Origin of the sequence: Micromonospora sp. WMMD1219, assembly GCF_049315215.1 — a bacterium.
Lineage (GTDB): Bacteria > Actinomycetota > Actinomycetes > Mycobacteriales > Micromonosporaceae > Micromonospora > Micromonospora tulbaghiae.
This window is the reverse complement of record NZ_CP186057.1, coordinates 3,002,939-3,018,197: the sequence shown is the minus strand read 5'-3', so window position 1 is coordinate 3,018,197 and position 15,259 is coordinate 3,002,939. Positions and strand designations below refer to the sequence as shown.

Below are 15,259 nucleotides of genomic sequence, written 5' to 3'. Positions count from 1 at the left end.
TTGTGGGTCACTCTGCCGCCCAGCCTAGGCCCTACCGCGTGGTACCTCCCGCGGCGGACCACTGGCCGGACGTCCGGATCGGGACTCTGTCCTTTCACCCGTTGCGGGTCCGTGGTCGGCCGCTCGCGGAGTACCCCGACTGGCGATGTTCATCACACTGCCACACGCCGCTTCTCGCGCTGCCGGAGGCCGTGGCGGGGCGGTGGCGAACGCCGGGCCGTACTAGCGTGCAGGGCAGTTGAGCACCGGAGGGACCGCTTCATGCCCGTGTCGTACCCCGTCCGCCCCCACCGCCACACCCGTCACCGCGTCCTCGCGACGCTGGCCGCCGTGCTGGTCACGGCCGGCGCGCTGACCGGATGCTCCGGCGACGACGGCCCGGAGACGGCAGTCGAGGCGTTCCTCGGCGGCTGGCACTCCGGCGACCTCCAGGCGGTCGGCTTCGTCGAGCCGGCCGGCGGGCGGGTGCCCGCCGCCGAGGTGACCAAGCAGATCCAGGCGCTCAGCGGCGCGCTCGCGGCCGACCCGCCCGAGCTGGCGCGCACCGGCGACATCACCACCAAGGGAGACGTGGCCACCGCCCGGATCAAGGTGAGCTGGGCGCTGCCCGGCGGTGGCACCTGGGCCTACGAGAATCCGGTACGCCTCAAGCGCGGCGGCGACGACAAGTGGCAGGTGATCTGGGAGCCGTCGGTGGTGCACGAGAAGCTGGAGGGCGGTGACAAGATCGCGCTGCGGCGGGAGCCGGCGCAGCGCGCCGGTGTGCTGGACGCGGCCGGTCAGCCGATCGTCGCGCCGCGCCCCGTGGTCCGGGTGCAGGTCGTCCCCGGCGAGGTCACCGACGTGCCCGGCCTGGTCAAGAAGCTGGACGCCGCGTTCAAGGCGATCCGGCCCGCGCTCACCCCGCCGGTCGACCTGGGCGACCTGCCCAAGCGACTCAAGGAGGCGAAGGCGGACGGGCTCGTCGAGGTGGTGACGCTGCGCGACGAGGCGTACCGGCAGATCAAGCCGCGCATCTACGACCTGCCCGGCACCCGGTTCGTCTCCGAGCAGCTCATGCTGGCGCCGACCCGCGAGTTCGCCCGGGCGCTGCTCGGCTCGGTCGACCAGGCCACCGCCGACGACCTCCAGGCCCACCCCGAGCGGTACGCGCGCGGCGACCTGGTCGGCCACGGCGGTCTCCAGGGCCGGTACGACGAGCGGCTGCGCGGCGTCCCCGGCGTCACCGTGATCACCGAGCGGACCACCCCGGACGGCAAGGTGGAGCCGACCGGCACGGAGCTGTACCGCGCCGACCCGAAGCCCGGTCAGCCGGTGAAGACCACCATCGACGCGGCCACCCAGAACGCCGCCGACGCCGCGTTGCGCGGGCAGACCCGCCGCTCCGCCCTGGTCGCCGTTCGGATCAGCGACGGCGCGGTGCTGGCCGCCGCGAACGGCCCGGGCGCGGCGGGCGACAACCTCGCCTTCACCGCCCAGGTGCCGCCCGGCTCGACGTTCAAGATGGTCAGCGCGCTCGGCCTGCTCGACCGGGGCGCGGTGACGCCGCAGACGACTGTGGACTGCCCGAAGACGTCGACGGTCGAGGGCCGGGTCTTCAAGAACTCGGACAACTTCGAGCTGGGCGCGGTGCCGTTCGCCACCGACTTCGCCAAGTCGTGCAACACCGCGTTCGTGGCGCTGGCGCCGAAGCTCGGCCCGGACGGGCTGGCGCAGGCCGGCCGTACGCTCGGCCTGGAGGCCGCGTGGGATCTCGGCACCGACGCGTTCACCGGCAAGATCTCCGCCAACGGCCCGGCCACCGAGCAGGCCGCCGCCGCGATCGGCCAGGGCACCACGCTGGTGAGCCCGCTGGCGATGGCGAGCGCCACGGCGGCGGTGGCCCGGGGCAAGTTCGAGCAGCCCAAGCTGCTGCTCGACCCGGCACCGGCCAAGCCCGCGCCGGCCGGCGAGGCGCTCAAGCCGGAGTCGGTGGCGGCGCTGAAGTCGATGATGCGCGGGGTCGTCACCTCGGGCAGCGGCAGCGCGCTGGCGGACGTGCCGGGCGAGCCGGTGCACGGCAAGACCGGCACCGCGGAGTACGACAACAACCCGGCGCACACGCACGCCTGGTTCGTCGGCTGGCAGGGCGACGTGGCCTTCGCCGTCTTCGTCGAGCAGGGCGGGGCGGGCTCGAAGGTCGCCGCGCCGATCGCCGAGAAGTTCCTGCGCGGCCTCGCCGCGAGCTGAGCGGGTTCCGCACCGCCCGGCCCTGAGCCGAGCCCGGTCCGGCCGGGCGACGCGCTGAGGCGTACCGGTCAGGCGATGTCGATGCCGGAGCGGGCCGGGTCCGGCTCGTCTCCGGCGGGCGCGCGGCGCAGCAGGCCGGGCCCCAGCGGGTCCTCGCCGAGGTCGTCGGCGGCGGTCGGGTCGGGGCCGATCGGCTCCACCGCGACCGCCGGCGCCGGTACGGCAGCCGGGGCGGGCAGCGGCTCGGGCTCGGGCCGGCCGTCGGCGGCGCGGGGCGCCGGCGCGACCGGCCCGGCCGGCAGCAGCCGTGGCGGCACGGCGCCCGGCGCGACCACCGGGGCGAGCCCGGCCACCACGGTGTTCACGATCTCGGCCGCGTACGCCCCGTCCGGGTCGTAGTCGGGGTCGAAGACGGTCAGCTCGACGCCGAGGCAGTGCGGGGTGTCGACCAGCCCGGCGAGCAGGATCTCCAGCTCGGCGAAGGCGATGCCGCCCGGGTCGGGCGCGTCCACGGCGGGCATCACCGCCGGGTCGAGCACGTCCACGTCGATGTGCACCCAGTACCCGGCGCAGTCGACGAGCTGCTCGTGCGCCCACTGCGCGGTCCGGGCGGCACCCTCGGCGCGCAGCGCCGGCACCGGCCGGGTGGTGATGCCGGCGGCCTGGAGGTCGAGCCGGTACTCGTCCTGCGCGCGGATGCCGAGCACCACCACGTCGATGTCCCGGAAGTAGGGCCGCCGGCCCTCGATCGCGGCCAGGTCGGGCTGTCCCCGGCCGGTGACCAGGGCCAGGTCCTCCCCGGCTGCCGCACCGACGTAGGAGGCGTTGCCGGGGTGCCGGAAGTCGGAGTGGCCGTCGACGAAGACCAGCCCGATCCGCCCGCCGACCGCCTCACCGAGGCGGTGCATGGCCAGCGCCGAGCCGAGCAGCACCGAGCAGTCGCCGCCGAGCACCAGCGGGAACTCGCCCCGGTCGATGATCGCGCCGATCCGGTCGGCGAGCGCCGCCGAGTACGCGGAGATCTCCGGCGCGTGGCAGACGCCATCGCCGGGGCGCCAGTCCCCCGGGTCGTACCGCGGCGGGGTGAGGCAGCCGGCGTCGCGGGCCCGCAGCCGGGCGAGCAGGCCGTGGTCGCGCAGCGCACCCGGCGCCTTGGCGCAGCCGGGGACGGAGCTCGCGGTGGGCGGGCGCAGTCCGAGGTTCGTCGGCGCGTCGAGGACGGCGATCCGGCGCATCATGGGCTCCCGTCCTCGGTGGTCGGGCGGGCCGGCGGTGCGCCGGCCCGCGCGGGTTGACTCAGAACAGTGCGCTGGCCAGGGCGCGTCGGGCGGAGGCCACGGCGGGGTCGTCCGGGCCGGCGATGGTGAACAGGCCGAGCAGGTGCTGGCGTACCCGGTCCCGGTCGTCCCCGGCGGTGCGCCGGACCAGGCCGACGAGCCGCTTGTACGCCTGGTCGGCGAGGCCGCTGAGCACCTCGATGTCGGCGGCGAGCAGTTGGGCGTCCACGTCGTCGGGGGCGGCGGCCGCGGCGTCGAGCGCGCCCTGCGGATCCGCGCCGGCCACCCGGCGGGCCAGCCCGACCTGCGCCAGGCCCGCCTCCGCCGCCGCGTCGGCCGGGGTCTCGGCCAGGATCTTCCGGTACGCCGCCTCGGCGGCGTCGAGGTCACCGCTCATCAGCGCGTCGTCGGCGGCGTCGAGGCGCGGGTCCTCCGGCTCGGCGACTGTGACGCCACCGGCCTTCAGGACCGCCTGGAGCCACTGTCGCAACTGCGACTCGGGCACCGGGCCGGGGAAGGCGTCGATCGGGCGCCCACCGACGATGGCGTACGTGGTCGGCAGCGTCTGGAGCTGGAACATCTGCGCGAGGCGCGGCTGCTGCTGCACGTCGACCCGGGCCAGCAGCCACGCTCCGCCGCCCTCGGCGGCCAGCCGCTCCAGCACCGGGGCGAACTGGTCGCTCTCCGGGTAGCCGGCGGCGCCGAAGAAGACCACGACCGGTGTGGTGAGCGAGCGTTCGAGCACCTCGGACTGGATGTTCGCCTCGGTCACGTCGATCACGGCGGCGGAGCCGGCGGGGCTGCCCGGCAGCCCGGTCGGCCCAGCGCCCTGGGACGGTGTGGCGGAGGAGGTGTCGGCCGGTGCGGGGGTGCGCAGCGCGCTGAGGTCGACCGCGCCGCGGGTGAAGATCGACGAGGTGATCCGTGGGTCGCTCATGGTTGTCTAGTCTCGCACGTACCCCGAGGATCTCCGACCACCCGCAACGCCCACGTCGCCACTCTCACCCCTGCTCAACCCCCGCGCCGCCCCCTCACCCCCACCTCCCCGCGATCTTGCACTTTCCGCCCCGGCAAATGCGACGAACTGCCGCACGCGGAAGGCCCGAACTGCAAGATCGCGGGGGTGGGGGTGGGGGTGGGAGTGGGGACGGGTGGGTCAGAAGCGGGCGGGCTCTCGGTAGACGCCCCACTCGGTGCGGAGGGCGTCGCAGATCTCGCCGAGGGTGGCCTCGGCGCGGACCGCGTCGAGCATGGCGGGGATCATGTTCTCGCCGGTCCGGGAGACCTCGACCATCCGCGCCACGGCGGCGGTGACGGCGGCGTCGTCGCGGGCCGACTTGCGCTCGGTCAGCACCCGGCGCTGCTCCAGCTCCACCTCGTGCGAGATGCGCAGGATCTCCAGGTCCTTGGCGACGGTCCCGGTGTGGCAGTTGACGCCGACGATCCGCTTGTCGCCCTTCTCCAGCGCCTGCTGGTAGACGAACGCCGACTCGGCGATGTGCCCGGTGAACCAGCCGTCCTCGATGCCGCGCAGGATGCCGGAGGTCATCGGGCCGATGGTGTGCGGGCCCTCGCCGCCGAGCTGCTTGATCCGGGCGAAGATCTCCTCCGCCTCGGCCTCGATCCGGTCGGTGAGCGCCTCGACGTACCAGGAGCCGCCGAGCGGGTCGGCGACGTTGGTCACGCCGGTCTCCTCCATGAGCACCTGCTGGGTACGCAGGGCGATCTCGGCCGACTCGTCGGTGGGCAGGGCGAGCGTCTCGTCGAGGGCGTTGGTGTGCAGCGAGTTGGTGCCGCCGAGCACCGCGGCCAGGGCCTCCACGGCGGTGCGTACCACGTTGTTCACCGGCTGCTGAGCGGTCAGCGACACCCCGGCGGTCTGCGTGTGGAACCGCAGCCACTGGGCCTTCTCGCTGGTGGCGCCGTACACGTCGCGCAGCCAGCGGGCCCAGATCCGGCGCGCGGCGCGGAACTTGGCGATCTCCTCGAAGAAGTCCACGTGGGAGTCGAAGAAGAAGCTCAGGCCGGGGGCGAACGTGTTCACGTCCAGCCCGCGCGACAGGCCCAGCTCGACGTACCCGAATCCGTCGGCCAGCGTGTACGCCAGCTCCTGCGCGGCGGTCGAACCGGCCTCGCGGATGTGGTAGCCGGAGACGGACAGCGGCTTGTACCGGGGGATCTCCCGGGCGCAGTACTCCATCAGGTCACCGATGAGGCGCAGGTGCGGCTCGGGGTCGAACAGCCACTCCTTCTGCGCGATGTACTCCTTGAAGATGTCCGTCTGGAGCGTTCCGTCCAGCGTGGACAGATCGGCGCCCTGCCGTTCGGCGGCGACCAGGTACATGCAGAAGACCGGCACGGCCGGGCCGGAGATCGTCATCGAGGTGGTCACGCCGGCCAGGTCGATGCCGTCGAACAGCACCTCCATGTCGGCGGCCGAGTCCACAGCGACGCCACAGTGGCCGACCTCGCCGAGCGACTGCGGGTCGTCCGAGTCGCGGCCCATCAGCGTCGGCATGTCGAAGGCGACGGAGAGACCGCCGCCGCCCGCGCCGAGGATCATCTTGTAGCGCTCGTTGGTCTGCCGGGCGTTGCCGAAGCCGGCGAACTGCCGGATGGTCCAGGTCCGCCCGCGGTAGCCGGTCGGGTACAGACCCCGGGTGTACGGGAACTCGCCCGGCCAGCCGATCCGCTCGAACCCGGGGTACGCGGTGTCCTCCGGCGGGCCGTACACCGGCTCGACCGGCATTCCGGACAGCGTGGTGAAGTCCGCGTCGCGCTTGCGGGCGGCGTCGTAGCGGGCCTGCCAGCGGGCCCGACCGGCGGCGATCTCGTCAGCGTCCATGCGCGGAGCTCCTTCTCAAGTCGTCGTCCCGGTTCCGAGTGTAGAGCGAGATCCTGAACGATCCTTAAGGGCTCGCGTACCGGCCGGTAACCCGGCGATCGGCCCCACCGAGGCGACCCATCACCTTCGATCCGCAGGTCAGGGCCCTGTCTCACGTGGCGGACGGCTGCCCGGCGCAGCCTCCCGGCGAGCCGGTTCCCGTGCCACACTCCCGCCGTGGGCAATCGAATCGCGACCCGGCTGATTACCTAGGCGGCGTACGCCTCCGCGTGCGTCGCCGGCCAAGCCAACCTGTCGGCTCGTCCCTGTGAGGCCCCCGTGAGCGCGTCCGCATCCATCCCCGCAACCGTCGATCCTCCCCGGCCCGACCCCGGCCGCCGCCCGCACGACGAGCCCGCCGCCGAGCACGGCACGCCGTGCACGATGGTGGTCCACCTCGGCGTGGGTCACTCCACCACCGGGCTTCTCAAGGTGCTGTCCGTGCTGCACTCCCGCCGGGTCGCCGTGTCACACGTCCAGTACGTGCAGTGCCCCGACCGGTCCGCGGTGATGATCGTGGAGTGCTCCCCCGCCACGGCGCCGATGGAGACGGTCCGCAAGAGCGTCGCGAACGCCGTGCCGGTGGTCAGCGTCAGCGTGCACAGCGCCCCGGGCCGCGACGGCGTCCGGCGCCTCCGGTCGGGCCGCGGCACCCACAGGTGACCGGTCAGCCGGCGACCTCCGAGCCGCCGGCGCGCATGACGTCCCGGGCGGTGAGCGCCACGTGCAGCGACAGGCGCCGTTCGCTCGAATCCAGGTCGACGCCGAGCACCCGCTCGATCAGCTCCAGCCGCTGGTACAGCGCGGACCGCGACAGGGACATCGCGTCCGCCGCGCGCCGCTTGTTGCGCCCCTCCACGAGGTACGTCTCCAGCAGGGCGACGTGGTTGGTGCCGTGGCGCTGGTCGTAGGAGAGCAGCGGGCCCAGCTCGCGCTCGACGAACGTCTGCAGGCGCACGTCGTCGCGCAGCAGGTACAGCAGGCCCCGGAGACGGACGTCGTGCAGCCGGTAGAACGGGCGCGGCTCGGCGGTGTGCACAGTCGCGTCGGCGACCTGCGCCGCCTCGACCAGTGAGCGCCGGGCCAGGTCGAGCGTCCGGACCACCGATCCGGCGGCGACCACGACGTCCGATCCGGCCCGGTGGCCCGCCCGGGTGAGCGCGGCGGACAGGCTCCCCAGCGCGGCCTCGTCGGAGCCGGTCCCGTCGAGCGCGACGAGGAGGGTGACGCCGGTGCCGCCGGCCGCCTCGTCCACGTCGCCGACGAGCGCGGCGAGCCCGCACTCGCGTACCGCCGTCTCGACCGCGTCGAGCAGTTCCCGCCGGCGCGCGTTCGCCTCGCCGCCGGTGGCCGGGGCCGGCCGGCGACGCCGGACCACGACGCCGAGCAGCAGTCGCTGCTCCAGGACGACACCGAGCCCGCGCGCCCGCAGCGCCATGTCCCGGGTGGGCGCCGAGTGGTTGACGAGGCTCAGCAGCAGGCTGCTGCGGGCCTGCCGCTCGACCGACGACGAGTCCCGGGCGACGAGCTGGTTCAGCGCGATCGTGGACGCGGCCCGTTCCAGCAGCACCCGGGTCCGGGCCGGCGGCTCCTGGTCGCACAGCAGCACGAGCCGCCCCCACCGGTTGCCCCGCGCCTCGACGCCCGTCACCAGCCAGCCCGAGCGCGGCTCGTAGCCGGTGCCGGACGGGACCTCGACCGCGCGGGAGCGGGTCTCCCAGCGGTCGAGCAGTTCCTCGGCGGTCAGCGGGCCGGTCTCGTACGCCAGCACCTGGTGCGCGAGGTTCTCCAGCACGGCGGGACGCCGGGACAGGCGGGTGACCTCGCGGAGCACCTGCCGGGGCTCGGCGCCCTCCACCGACAGCTCGGTGAAGACGCGGTGGATCTCGTCCTTCGCGAGCAGGTCGGCCGTCTGCTCCTCGACGATCACCGAGTGGACGACCTCGGTGACGGCGACGAACCGCATCTCGCGCCGGAGCGCGATGAGGGGCAGGTTCCGGCTGCGGGCGTGCTCGACCAGCCCGGCCGGCAGGGTGCCGCCGAACCGGCGGCCCAGCTCGACCACCACACCCGCCGCCCCGACGGCCGCGAGGCCGTCGATCCACCGGCGCAGCCCGTCGTCGTCGGGGGGCAGGCCGATGCCCGTGGTCAGGACCAGTTCGCCGCCGCGGAGCAGGTCGGCGATCTCGGGGATCTCGGCGACGTGCACCCAGCGCACCGGCGCGTCCAGCCGGTCCCGGCCCGCCAGGACGCGCGGCCCGGCCTGCTGCAGCGCCGGCAGTTCGAGCACGTCGCGGACGGTCATCGGCATCGGAGCGCCTCCCCCTTCCCTCCGGCGCACAGTATGTGCGCTTCCCGGGGACGGGAACGACACAGTGCCCATTGCCCGGACCTGGGGAAGCGCAGATGATCCCGGGCATGACCCAGACAGCACCCGGCACCGCGCCCGCTCCCGTCCCGCTGGAGCGGGTGACCCACTGGATCGACGGCAAGCCGTTCGCCGGCGTCACCGAGCGTGCGGCCCCAGTCTACGATCCGGCGCTGGGCACGGTCCGGACGGAGGTGCCGCTGGCCTCCGTCGACGAGGTGGACCAGGCCGTCGCCTCGGCCGCCGCCGCGTTCGCCTCCTGGCGGACCTCGTCGCTGACCAGGCGCACCCAGGTGCTGTTCGCGTTCCGCGAGCTGGTCAACCAGCACAAGCAGGAGCTGGCCGAGCTGATCACGGCCGAGCACGGCAAGGTCGTCTCCGACGCCCTCGGCGAGGTCACCCGCGGCCTGGAGGTCGTCGAGTTCGCCTGCGGGATCCCGCACCTGCTCAAGGGCGGCTACTCCGAGGGCGTGTCCACGAACGTGGACGTCTACTCGATCCGCCAGCCGGTCGGCGTCTGCGCCGTCATCTCGCCGTTCAACTTCCCGGTGATGGTCCCGATGTGGTTCGTGCCCATCGCCATCGCGGCCGGCAACACCGTCGTGCTCAAGCCCAGCGAGAAGGACCCGTCCGCGTCGCTGCTCGTGGCCCGGCTCTGGGAGCAGGCCGGCCTGCCCGCCGGCGTGTTCAACGTCGTCCACGGCGACAAGGTCGCCGTGGACCGGCTGCTGGAGCACCCCGAGGTCAAGGCGGTGTCGTTCGTCGGCTCCACCCCGATCGCCCGGTACGTCTACGAGACGGGCACCCGCAACGGCAAGCGCGTCCAGGCCCTCGGCGGCGCGAAGAACCACATGGTGGTGCTGCCGGACGCCGACCTGGACCTGGCCGCCGACGCGGCGGTCAACGCCGGGTTCGGCTCGGCCGGCGAGCGGTGCATGGCGATCTCGGCCCTGGTGGTCGTCGAGCCCGTCGCCGACGACCTGGTGGCCCGGATCCGCGAGCGCATCGCCACGCTGAAGGTCGGTGACGGCCGCCGCTCCTGCGACATGGGCCCGCTGGTCACCCGGGAGCACCGCGACCGCGTCGCGTCGTACCTCGACGCGGGCGTCGAGGCCGGCGCCGAGCTGGTGGTGGACGGCCGCGAGGTACGGGTCGACGGCGATGAGGCCGGGTTCTGGCTCGGGCCGAGCCTGCTGGACCGGGTGTCGCCGGAGATGAGCGTCTACACCGACGAGATCTTCGGGCCGGTGCTGTCGGTCGTCCGCGTCGGCAGCTACGACGAGGCGCTCGCGCTGGTCAACGCCAACCGGTACGGCAACGGCACGGCCATCTTCACCAACGACGGCGGCGCGGCCCGGCGCTTCCAGAACGAGGTCGAGGTGGGCATGGTCGGCGTCAACGTGCCGATCCCGGTGCCGATGGCCTACTACTCCTTCGGCGGCTGGAAGGACAGCCTCTTCGGCGACTCGCACGCCCACGGCGCCGAGGGCGTGCACTTCTTCACCCGCGGCAAGGTCGTCACCTCCCGGTGGCTCGACCCCAGCCACGGCGGGATCAACCTCGGCTTCCCCGAGAACGTCTGAGCAGCGGAGAGAGACCGATGAGCAGCAGCGCACAGCGCACCTACGAGCTCGACCGCGCGCACGTCTTCCACTCCTGGTCCGCCCAGTCGCTGCTCGACCCGATGGTGGTCGAGCGCGCCGAGGGCTCGTACTTCTGGGACGGCGACGGGAACCGCTACCTGGACTTCTCGTCCCAGCTCGTCAACACCAACATCGGCCACCAGCACCCGGTGGTGGTGGCGGCGATCCAGGAGCAGGCGGCGCGCCTGTGCACGATCGCGCCGTCGTACGCCAACGACGTCCGCGGCGAGGCGGCCCGGCTGATCACCGAGCTGACCCCGGCGGGCCTCGACAAGGTCTTCTTCACCAACGGCGGCGCGGACGCGATCGAGCACGCCGTCCGGATGGCCCGGCTGCACACCGGCCGGCCGAAGGTGCTGTCGCAGTACCGCAGCTACCACGGCGGCACCCAGACCGCCGTGAACCTGACCGGCGACCCGCGCCGCTGGCCCAGCGACAACGGCACCGCTGGGGTGGTGCACTTCTTCGGCCCGTTCCTGTACCGGTCGGAGTTCGGCGCCACGACCGAGGAGCAGGAGTGCGCGCTCGCGCTGCGCCACCTCGAACGCGTCGTGGAGATGGAGGGCCCGTCCACCATCGCCGCGATCGTGCTGGAGACGGTGCCGGGCACCGCCGGCATCATGCCGCCGCCGCCGGGCTTCCTCGCGGGTGTACGGGAGCTGTGCGACAGGCACGGCATCCTCTACGTCGCCGACGAGGTGATGGCGGGCTTCGGGCGTACCGGCGCCTGGTTCGCGCTGGACCACTACGGCGTGACGCCCGACCTGATCACCTTCGCCAAGGGCGTGAACTCCGGTTACGTCCCGCTCGGCGGTGTGGTGATCGCCGACCACGTGGCCGAGACGTTCGCCACCCGCGCCTACCCCGGCGGCCTGACCTACTCCGGTCACCCGCTGGCCACCGCCGCCGCCGTCGCGACCATCAACGTGATGCGGGACGAGCGGATCGTCGAGAACGCCGCCACGATCGGCGCCGACGTGCTGGGCCCGGGGCTGCGCGAGCTGGCCGACCGGCACCCGAGCGTCGGTGACGTACGCGGGCTCGGCGTGTTCTGGGCGCTGGAACTGGTACGCGACCGCGAGACGAAGGAGCCGCTGGCGCCGTACGGGTCGTCGTCGCCGGAGATGAACGAGGTGCTGGCCGCGTGCAAGCGGGGCGGCCTGGTCGCGTTCGCGAACTTCAACCGGATCCACGTGGTGCCGCCGTGCACCGTGTCGGAGACGGAGGCCAAGGCCGGCCTGGCGATCCTCGACGAGGCGCTGACACTCGCCGACCGCCACACGGTCTGAGGCAATGCCCACCACCGCCCGCCGGGTCCACCCCGGCGGGCGGTCCCGTATCCGAGAGATCCGCGAGACGGCCGGCGACCCCGGTGACGCGGAGACCGACGCACCCAGAAGGTGACGAATGACTACCGTAGATCTCGCCGACCCACCGGTCACCAACCCGTTCACCGGCACCACCGGACTTCCGCGTACGTCCGAGGGCTGGACCCAGCTCGTCACCCCGGACGGACGCCTGCACCCCGAGGTCGACGCCGACCGCGACGCGCTCGGCCGCCTCACCCGTGACCTGTACCGGGGGATGCGGCTCGCCCGCCGCCTCGACGACGAGGCGTTCGCGTTGCAGCGACAGGGCGAGCTGGGCCTGTGGCTGCAGTGCCGCGGCCAGGAGGCCGCCCAGGTCGGTTCCGTCGCGGCGGTACGCGCCGACGACTACGTCTTCCCGAGCTACCGGGAGCACGCCGCGGCGCTGTGGCGCGGCATCGGCCCGGCCGACCTGCTGCGCCAGTGGCGCGGCGTCGCGCACAGCGGCTGGGATCCGGAGCCGTACTCGTTCCACATCTACACGCTGGTCCTGGCCGCCCAGCTGCTGCACGCCACCGGGTACGCCCTCGGGGTGCAGCGCGACGGCAGCGACACGGTCGTCATGACGTACTTCGGTGACGGCGCCGCCAGCGAGGGCGACGCGAGCGAGGCCATGAACATCGCCGCCGTCAACGCCGCCCCGATGGTGTTCTTCTGCCAGAACAACCAGTGGGCCATCTCGACGCCGACGGCGTCGCAGACGCGTACGCCGATCCACCGGCGCGGCGCCGGGTTCGGCCTGCGCAGCGAGTGGGTCGACGGCAACGACGTGCTGGCGGTGTACGCGGTGACGTCAGCGGTGACCGCGCACGCCCGGTCCGGCAACGGTCCCGCGATCGTCGAGGCCACCACGTACCGGATGGGTGGGCACAGCACGTCGGACGACCCGACCCGGTACCGCACCGACGACGAGCTGGAGGCGTGGCGGGCGCGGGACCCGCTGGCCCGGGTCGAGGCGCTCATGCGCGCCGAGGGCTGGAGCGACGAGGCGTTCCTCGGCGAGATCCAGACCGAGGCGGACGAACTGGCCGACCGTACCCGCCGGGAGTGCCTGGCGCTGACGGCGCCGGACCTCGCGGACGCCTTCGCCACGGTGCTGGCCGACGTGCCCCCGCTCCTGCGGGAGGAGCGCGACGCGTTCGTCGCCTACCGCGCCTCCTTCCTCGACTGACGCCCGCCGCGATCGGAGAACTCGTTTCATGCTCACCCTCTGTCAGGCACTGAACAGCGGCCTGCGCCGCGCCATGGAGGACGACGACAAGGTCCTCCTGATGGGCGAGGACGTCGGCCGGCTCGGCGGCGTCTTCCGGGTCACCGACGGTCTCCAGAAGGACTTCGGCGAGGCCCGGGTGGTGGACACCACCCTCGCCGAGTCCGGGATCATCGGCACCGCCATCGGGCTGGCGCTGCGCGGCTACCGCCCGGTCTGCGAGATCCAGTTCGACGGCTTCGTCTACCCCGCGTTCAACCAGATCGTCTCCCAGCTCGCCAAGATGCGGGCGCGCACCGGCGGCCGTACCGGCCTGCCCGTGGTCGTGCGGATCCCCGTGGGCGGCGGCATCGGCGCGGTGGAGCACCACAGCGAGTCGAACGAGGCGTACTTCGCGCACACCGCCGGGCTGCGGGTCGTCTACTGCGCCAGCCCGGACGACGCGCACTGGATGATCCGCCAGGCCGTCGCCGGTGACGACCCGGTCATCTTCTACGAGCCGAAGCGCCGCTACTGGGTCAAGGGCGAGGTGACAACCGCCGGACCGCCGCTGCCGCTGGACCGCGCCCGGACCGTGCGGCCGGGCACCGACGTGACCCTGCTGACGTACGGCGGCACGGTCGCCACCTGCGTCGCCGCCGCCGAGGCCGCCGCTCAGGAGGGCCGCGACATCGAGGTGATCGACCTGCGGTCCATCTCCCCGCTGGACGTGGCGACCATCGAGGAGTCCGTGCGCCGTACCGGCCGGGCGGTGGTGGTCCACGAGGCCCCCACGTTCGCCGGGTTCGGCGCCGAGGTCGTCGCGCAGGTCACGAGCCGGTGCTTCTACTCGCTGGAGGCGCCGGTCGAGCGGGTCGGCGGCTTCAACCTGCCGTACCCGCCGGCCAAGGTCGAGGAGGAGTACCTGCCCGACCTGGACCGGATCCTCGACGCCGTCGACCGCGTCCTGGCCGCGTGAAGGGAGAGGTACCAGTGAGCGTTCAACAGTTCCGCCTGCCCGACGTCGGCGAGGGCCTCACCGAGGCCGAGATCGTCACCTGGCGGGTCGCACCGGGCGATCCGGTCCGCCTCAACGACGTCCTGGTGGACATCGAGACCGCCAAGGCCGTGGTCGAGCTGCCCAGCCCGTACGCCGGCGTGGTGGACCGCCTCCTCGCCGAGGAGGGGCAGACCGTCGACGTCGGCTCGCCGATCATCGCGATCCGGACGGCGGGCGACGACCCCGCGGCCCCGCCCGCCGATGAGCCCGCCGCCGCGACGCCGGCCGGGGACGAGCCGACCGGCGACGAGCCGGCCGTGGAGCGCACCGCCGTGCTCGTGGGCTACGGGGTGTCGGCCCAGGCGCGGACGCGCCGGCCGCGCCGCGCGACGCGGTCCGTCCGCCCGGCCGAGCCCACCCGCGGGCCGCACACGTCCCGGCCGCCGGTGCTCACCAAGCCGCCGCTGCGCAAGCTCGCGAAGGACCTCGGTGTGGAGCTGACCGAGGTACGCGGCAGCGGCCCCGGCGGCCGGATCACCCGCCAGGACCTGCTCGACCACACCACCGGCCCGGCACCCGTGGCCGACCACCGGCGGGACGAACGCCTGCCCGTGCGCGGGGTCCGCAAGGCGACCGCCGCCGCAATGGTCGCCAGCGCGTTCACCGCGCCGCACGTCACCGAGTTCCTCACCGTCGACATGACCGGCACGGTCGAGTTCGTGGACCGGCTGAAGCAGGACCCGGCCTTCCAGGGGGTGAAGGTCAGCCCGCTGCTCGTGGCGTCGCTGGCGGTGCTGGACGCCGTCCGCCGGTACCCGGACGTCAACGCCCGCTGGGACGAGGAGAACCAGGAGATCGTCCGGTTCGCCGACGTCAACCTGGGCATCGCCGCCGCGACGCCGCGCGGCCTGCTCGTACCGAACGTCAAGGCCGCGCACAACCTGGGGGTACGGGATCTCGCGGTCGCCCTGAACGAGCTGGCGGCCACCGCGCGGGAGGGCCGCACCCGTCCCGCCGACCTGTCCGGCGGAACGATCACCATCACCAACATCGGGGTGTTCGGGGTGGACGCCGGCACCCCGATCCTCAACCCGGGTGAGGCGGCGATCCTCTGCCTCGGCGCGCTGCGCCGGATGCCGTGGGTGGTCGACGAGCAGGTCGTCCCCCGGTGGACGGTGCAGTTGTCGCTGTCGTTCGACCACCGGCTGGTGGACGGCGAACTGGGCAGCCGGGTGCTCGCCCACGTCGGGCGGTTCCTGGAGGACCCGCTGTGGGGCCTGGCCCTGCGCTGAGGCCCCGGTA

Annotated in this window: 11 protein-coding genes; 7 read left to right on the top strand and 4 right to left on the bottom strand. The window is 73.5% G+C overall.

What is annotated here, in order from left to right; genetic code table 11:
* Window positions 1–261: 261 nt before the first annotated feature.
* Window positions 262–2,229, top strand: coding sequence for a penicillin-binding transpeptidase domain-containing protein (locus tag ACN27C_RS14585; RefSeq protein WP_357799820.1), 1,968 nt, complete (start codon window positions 262–264; stop codon window positions 2,227–2,229).
* A 68-nt stretch (window positions 2,230–2,297) separates the two neighbouring features.
* On the opposite strand, the gene ACN27C_RS14580 is transcribed toward ACN27C_RS14585, so the two are convergent.
* The 3 genes from ACN27C_RS14580 to ACN27C_RS14570 form a co-directional block, all read right to left on the bottom strand.
* Window positions 2,298–3,467: an arginase family protein gene (locus ACN27C_RS14580; RefSeq protein WP_422751395.1), complete on the bottom strand. Its 1,170-nt coding sequence runs from the start codon at window positions 3,465–3,467 to the stop codon at window positions 2,298–2,300.
* A 58-nt stretch (window positions 3,468–3,525) separates the two neighbouring features.
* Window positions 3,526–4,443: a tetratricopeptide repeat protein gene (locus ACN27C_RS14575; RefSeq protein ID WP_120573460.1), complete on the bottom strand. Its 918-nt coding sequence runs from the start codon at window positions 4,441–4,443 to the stop codon at window positions 3,526–3,528.
* 219 nt (window positions 4,444–4,662) lie between these two features.
* Entirely contained in the window at window positions 4,663–6,351 is a 1,689-nt protein-coding gene (locus ACN27C_RS14570) for an acyl-CoA mutase large subunit family protein (protein ID WP_121685044.1), read from the bottom strand.
* Window positions 6,352–6,669: 318 nt separating this feature from the next.
* Here ACN27C_RS14570 and ACN27C_RS14565 point away from each other — a divergent pair, with 318 nt between their 5' ends.
* Entirely contained in the window at window positions 6,670–7,053 is a 384-nt protein-coding gene (locus tag ACN27C_RS14565) for a hypothetical protein (protein ID WP_422751394.1), read from the top strand.
* A 4-nt stretch (window positions 7,054–7,057) separates the two neighbouring features.
* Here ACN27C_RS14565 and ACN27C_RS14560 read toward each other — a convergent pair whose 3' ends face one another.
* Window positions 7,058–8,701, bottom strand: a complete 1,644-nt coding sequence (locus ACN27C_RS14560) for a PucR family transcriptional regulator (protein WP_422751393.1) — start codon at window positions 8,699–8,701, stop codon at window positions 7,058–7,060.
* Window positions 8,702–8,808: 107 nt separating this feature from the next.
* On the opposite strand from ACN27C_RS14560, the gene ACN27C_RS14555 reads away from it, so the two are divergent.
* The 5 genes from ACN27C_RS14555 (at window position 8,809) to ACN27C_RS14535 (ending at window position 15,249) form a co-directional block, all read left to right on the top strand.
* Window positions 8,809–10,341 carry a CoA-acylating methylmalonate-semialdehyde dehydrogenase gene (locus ACN27C_RS14555; protein WP_422751392.1) on the top strand — a complete coding sequence of 511 codons (1,533 nt, stop codon included), beginning with the start codon at window positions 8,809–8,811 and terminating at the stop codon, window positions 10,339–10,341.
* A 17-nt stretch (window positions 10,342–10,358) separates the two neighbouring features.
* Entirely contained in the window at window positions 10,359–11,690 is a 1,332-nt protein-coding gene (locus tag ACN27C_RS14550) for an aspartate aminotransferase family protein (RefSeq protein WP_422751391.1), read from the top strand.
* 118 nt (window positions 11,691–11,808) lie between these two features.
* Entirely contained in the window at window positions 11,809–12,939 is a 1,131-nt protein-coding gene (locus ACN27C_RS14545) for a thiamine pyrophosphate-dependent dehydrogenase E1 component subunit alpha (protein ID WP_422751390.1), read from the top strand.
* Between the two features lie 28 nt (window positions 12,940–12,967).
* Complete coding sequence (locus ACN27C_RS14540; RefSeq protein ID WP_123110079.1) at window positions 12,968–13,936, top strand: alpha-ketoacid dehydrogenase subunit beta; 969 nt, start codon at window positions 12,968–12,970, stop codon at window positions 13,934–13,936.
* A 14-nt stretch (window positions 13,937–13,950) separates the two neighbouring features.
* The gene (locus ACN27C_RS14535) at window positions 13,951–15,249 is read left to right on the top strand and encodes a dihydrolipoamide acetyltransferase family protein (protein ID WP_358174975.1); all 1,299 of its coding nucleotides are present in this window, start codon (window positions 13,951–13,953) and stop codon (window positions 15,247–15,249) included.
* Window positions 15,250–15,259: the final 10 nt, after the last annotated feature.

What these genes read in the sequence shown, in the direction of transcription:
- ACN27C_RS14585 (WP_357799820.1), top strand. Translation starts at nt 262, where the DNA reads ATGCCCGTGTCGTACCCCGTCCGCCCCCACCGCCACACCCGTCACCGC.
- ACN27C_RS14555 (WP_422751392.1), top strand. Translation starts at nt 8,809, where the DNA reads ATGACCCAGACAGCACCCGGCACCGCGCCCGCTCCCGTCCCGCTGGAG.
- ACN27C_RS14545 (WP_422751390.1), top strand. Translation starts at nt 11,809, where the DNA reads ATGACTACCGTAGATCTCGCCGACCCACCGGTCACCAACCCGTTCACC.
- ACN27C_RS14540 (WP_123110079.1), top strand. Translation starts at nt 12,968, where the DNA reads ATGCTCACCCTCTGTCAGGCACTGAACAGCGGCCTGCGCCGCGCCATG.
- ACN27C_RS14550 (WP_422751391.1), top strand. Translation starts at nt 10,359, where the DNA reads ATGAGCAGCAGCGCACAGCGCACCTACGAGCTCGACCGCGCGCACGTC.
- ACN27C_RS14570 (WP_121685044.1), bottom strand. Translation starts at nt 6,351, where the DNA reads ATGGACGCTGACGAGATCGCCGCCGGTCGGGCCCGCTGGCAGGCCCGC.
- ACN27C_RS14580 (WP_422751395.1), bottom strand. Translation starts at nt 3,467, where the DNA reads ATGATGCGCCGGATCGCCGTCCTCGACGCGCCGACGAACCTCGGACTG.
- ACN27C_RS14575 (WP_120573460.1), bottom strand. Translation starts at nt 4,443, where the DNA reads ATGAGCGACCCACGGATCACCTCGTCGATCTTCACCCGCGGCGCGGTC.
- ACN27C_RS14560 (WP_422751393.1), bottom strand. Translation starts at nt 8,701, where the DNA reads ATGCCGATGACCGTCCGCGACGTGCTCGAACTGCCGGCGCTGCAGCAG.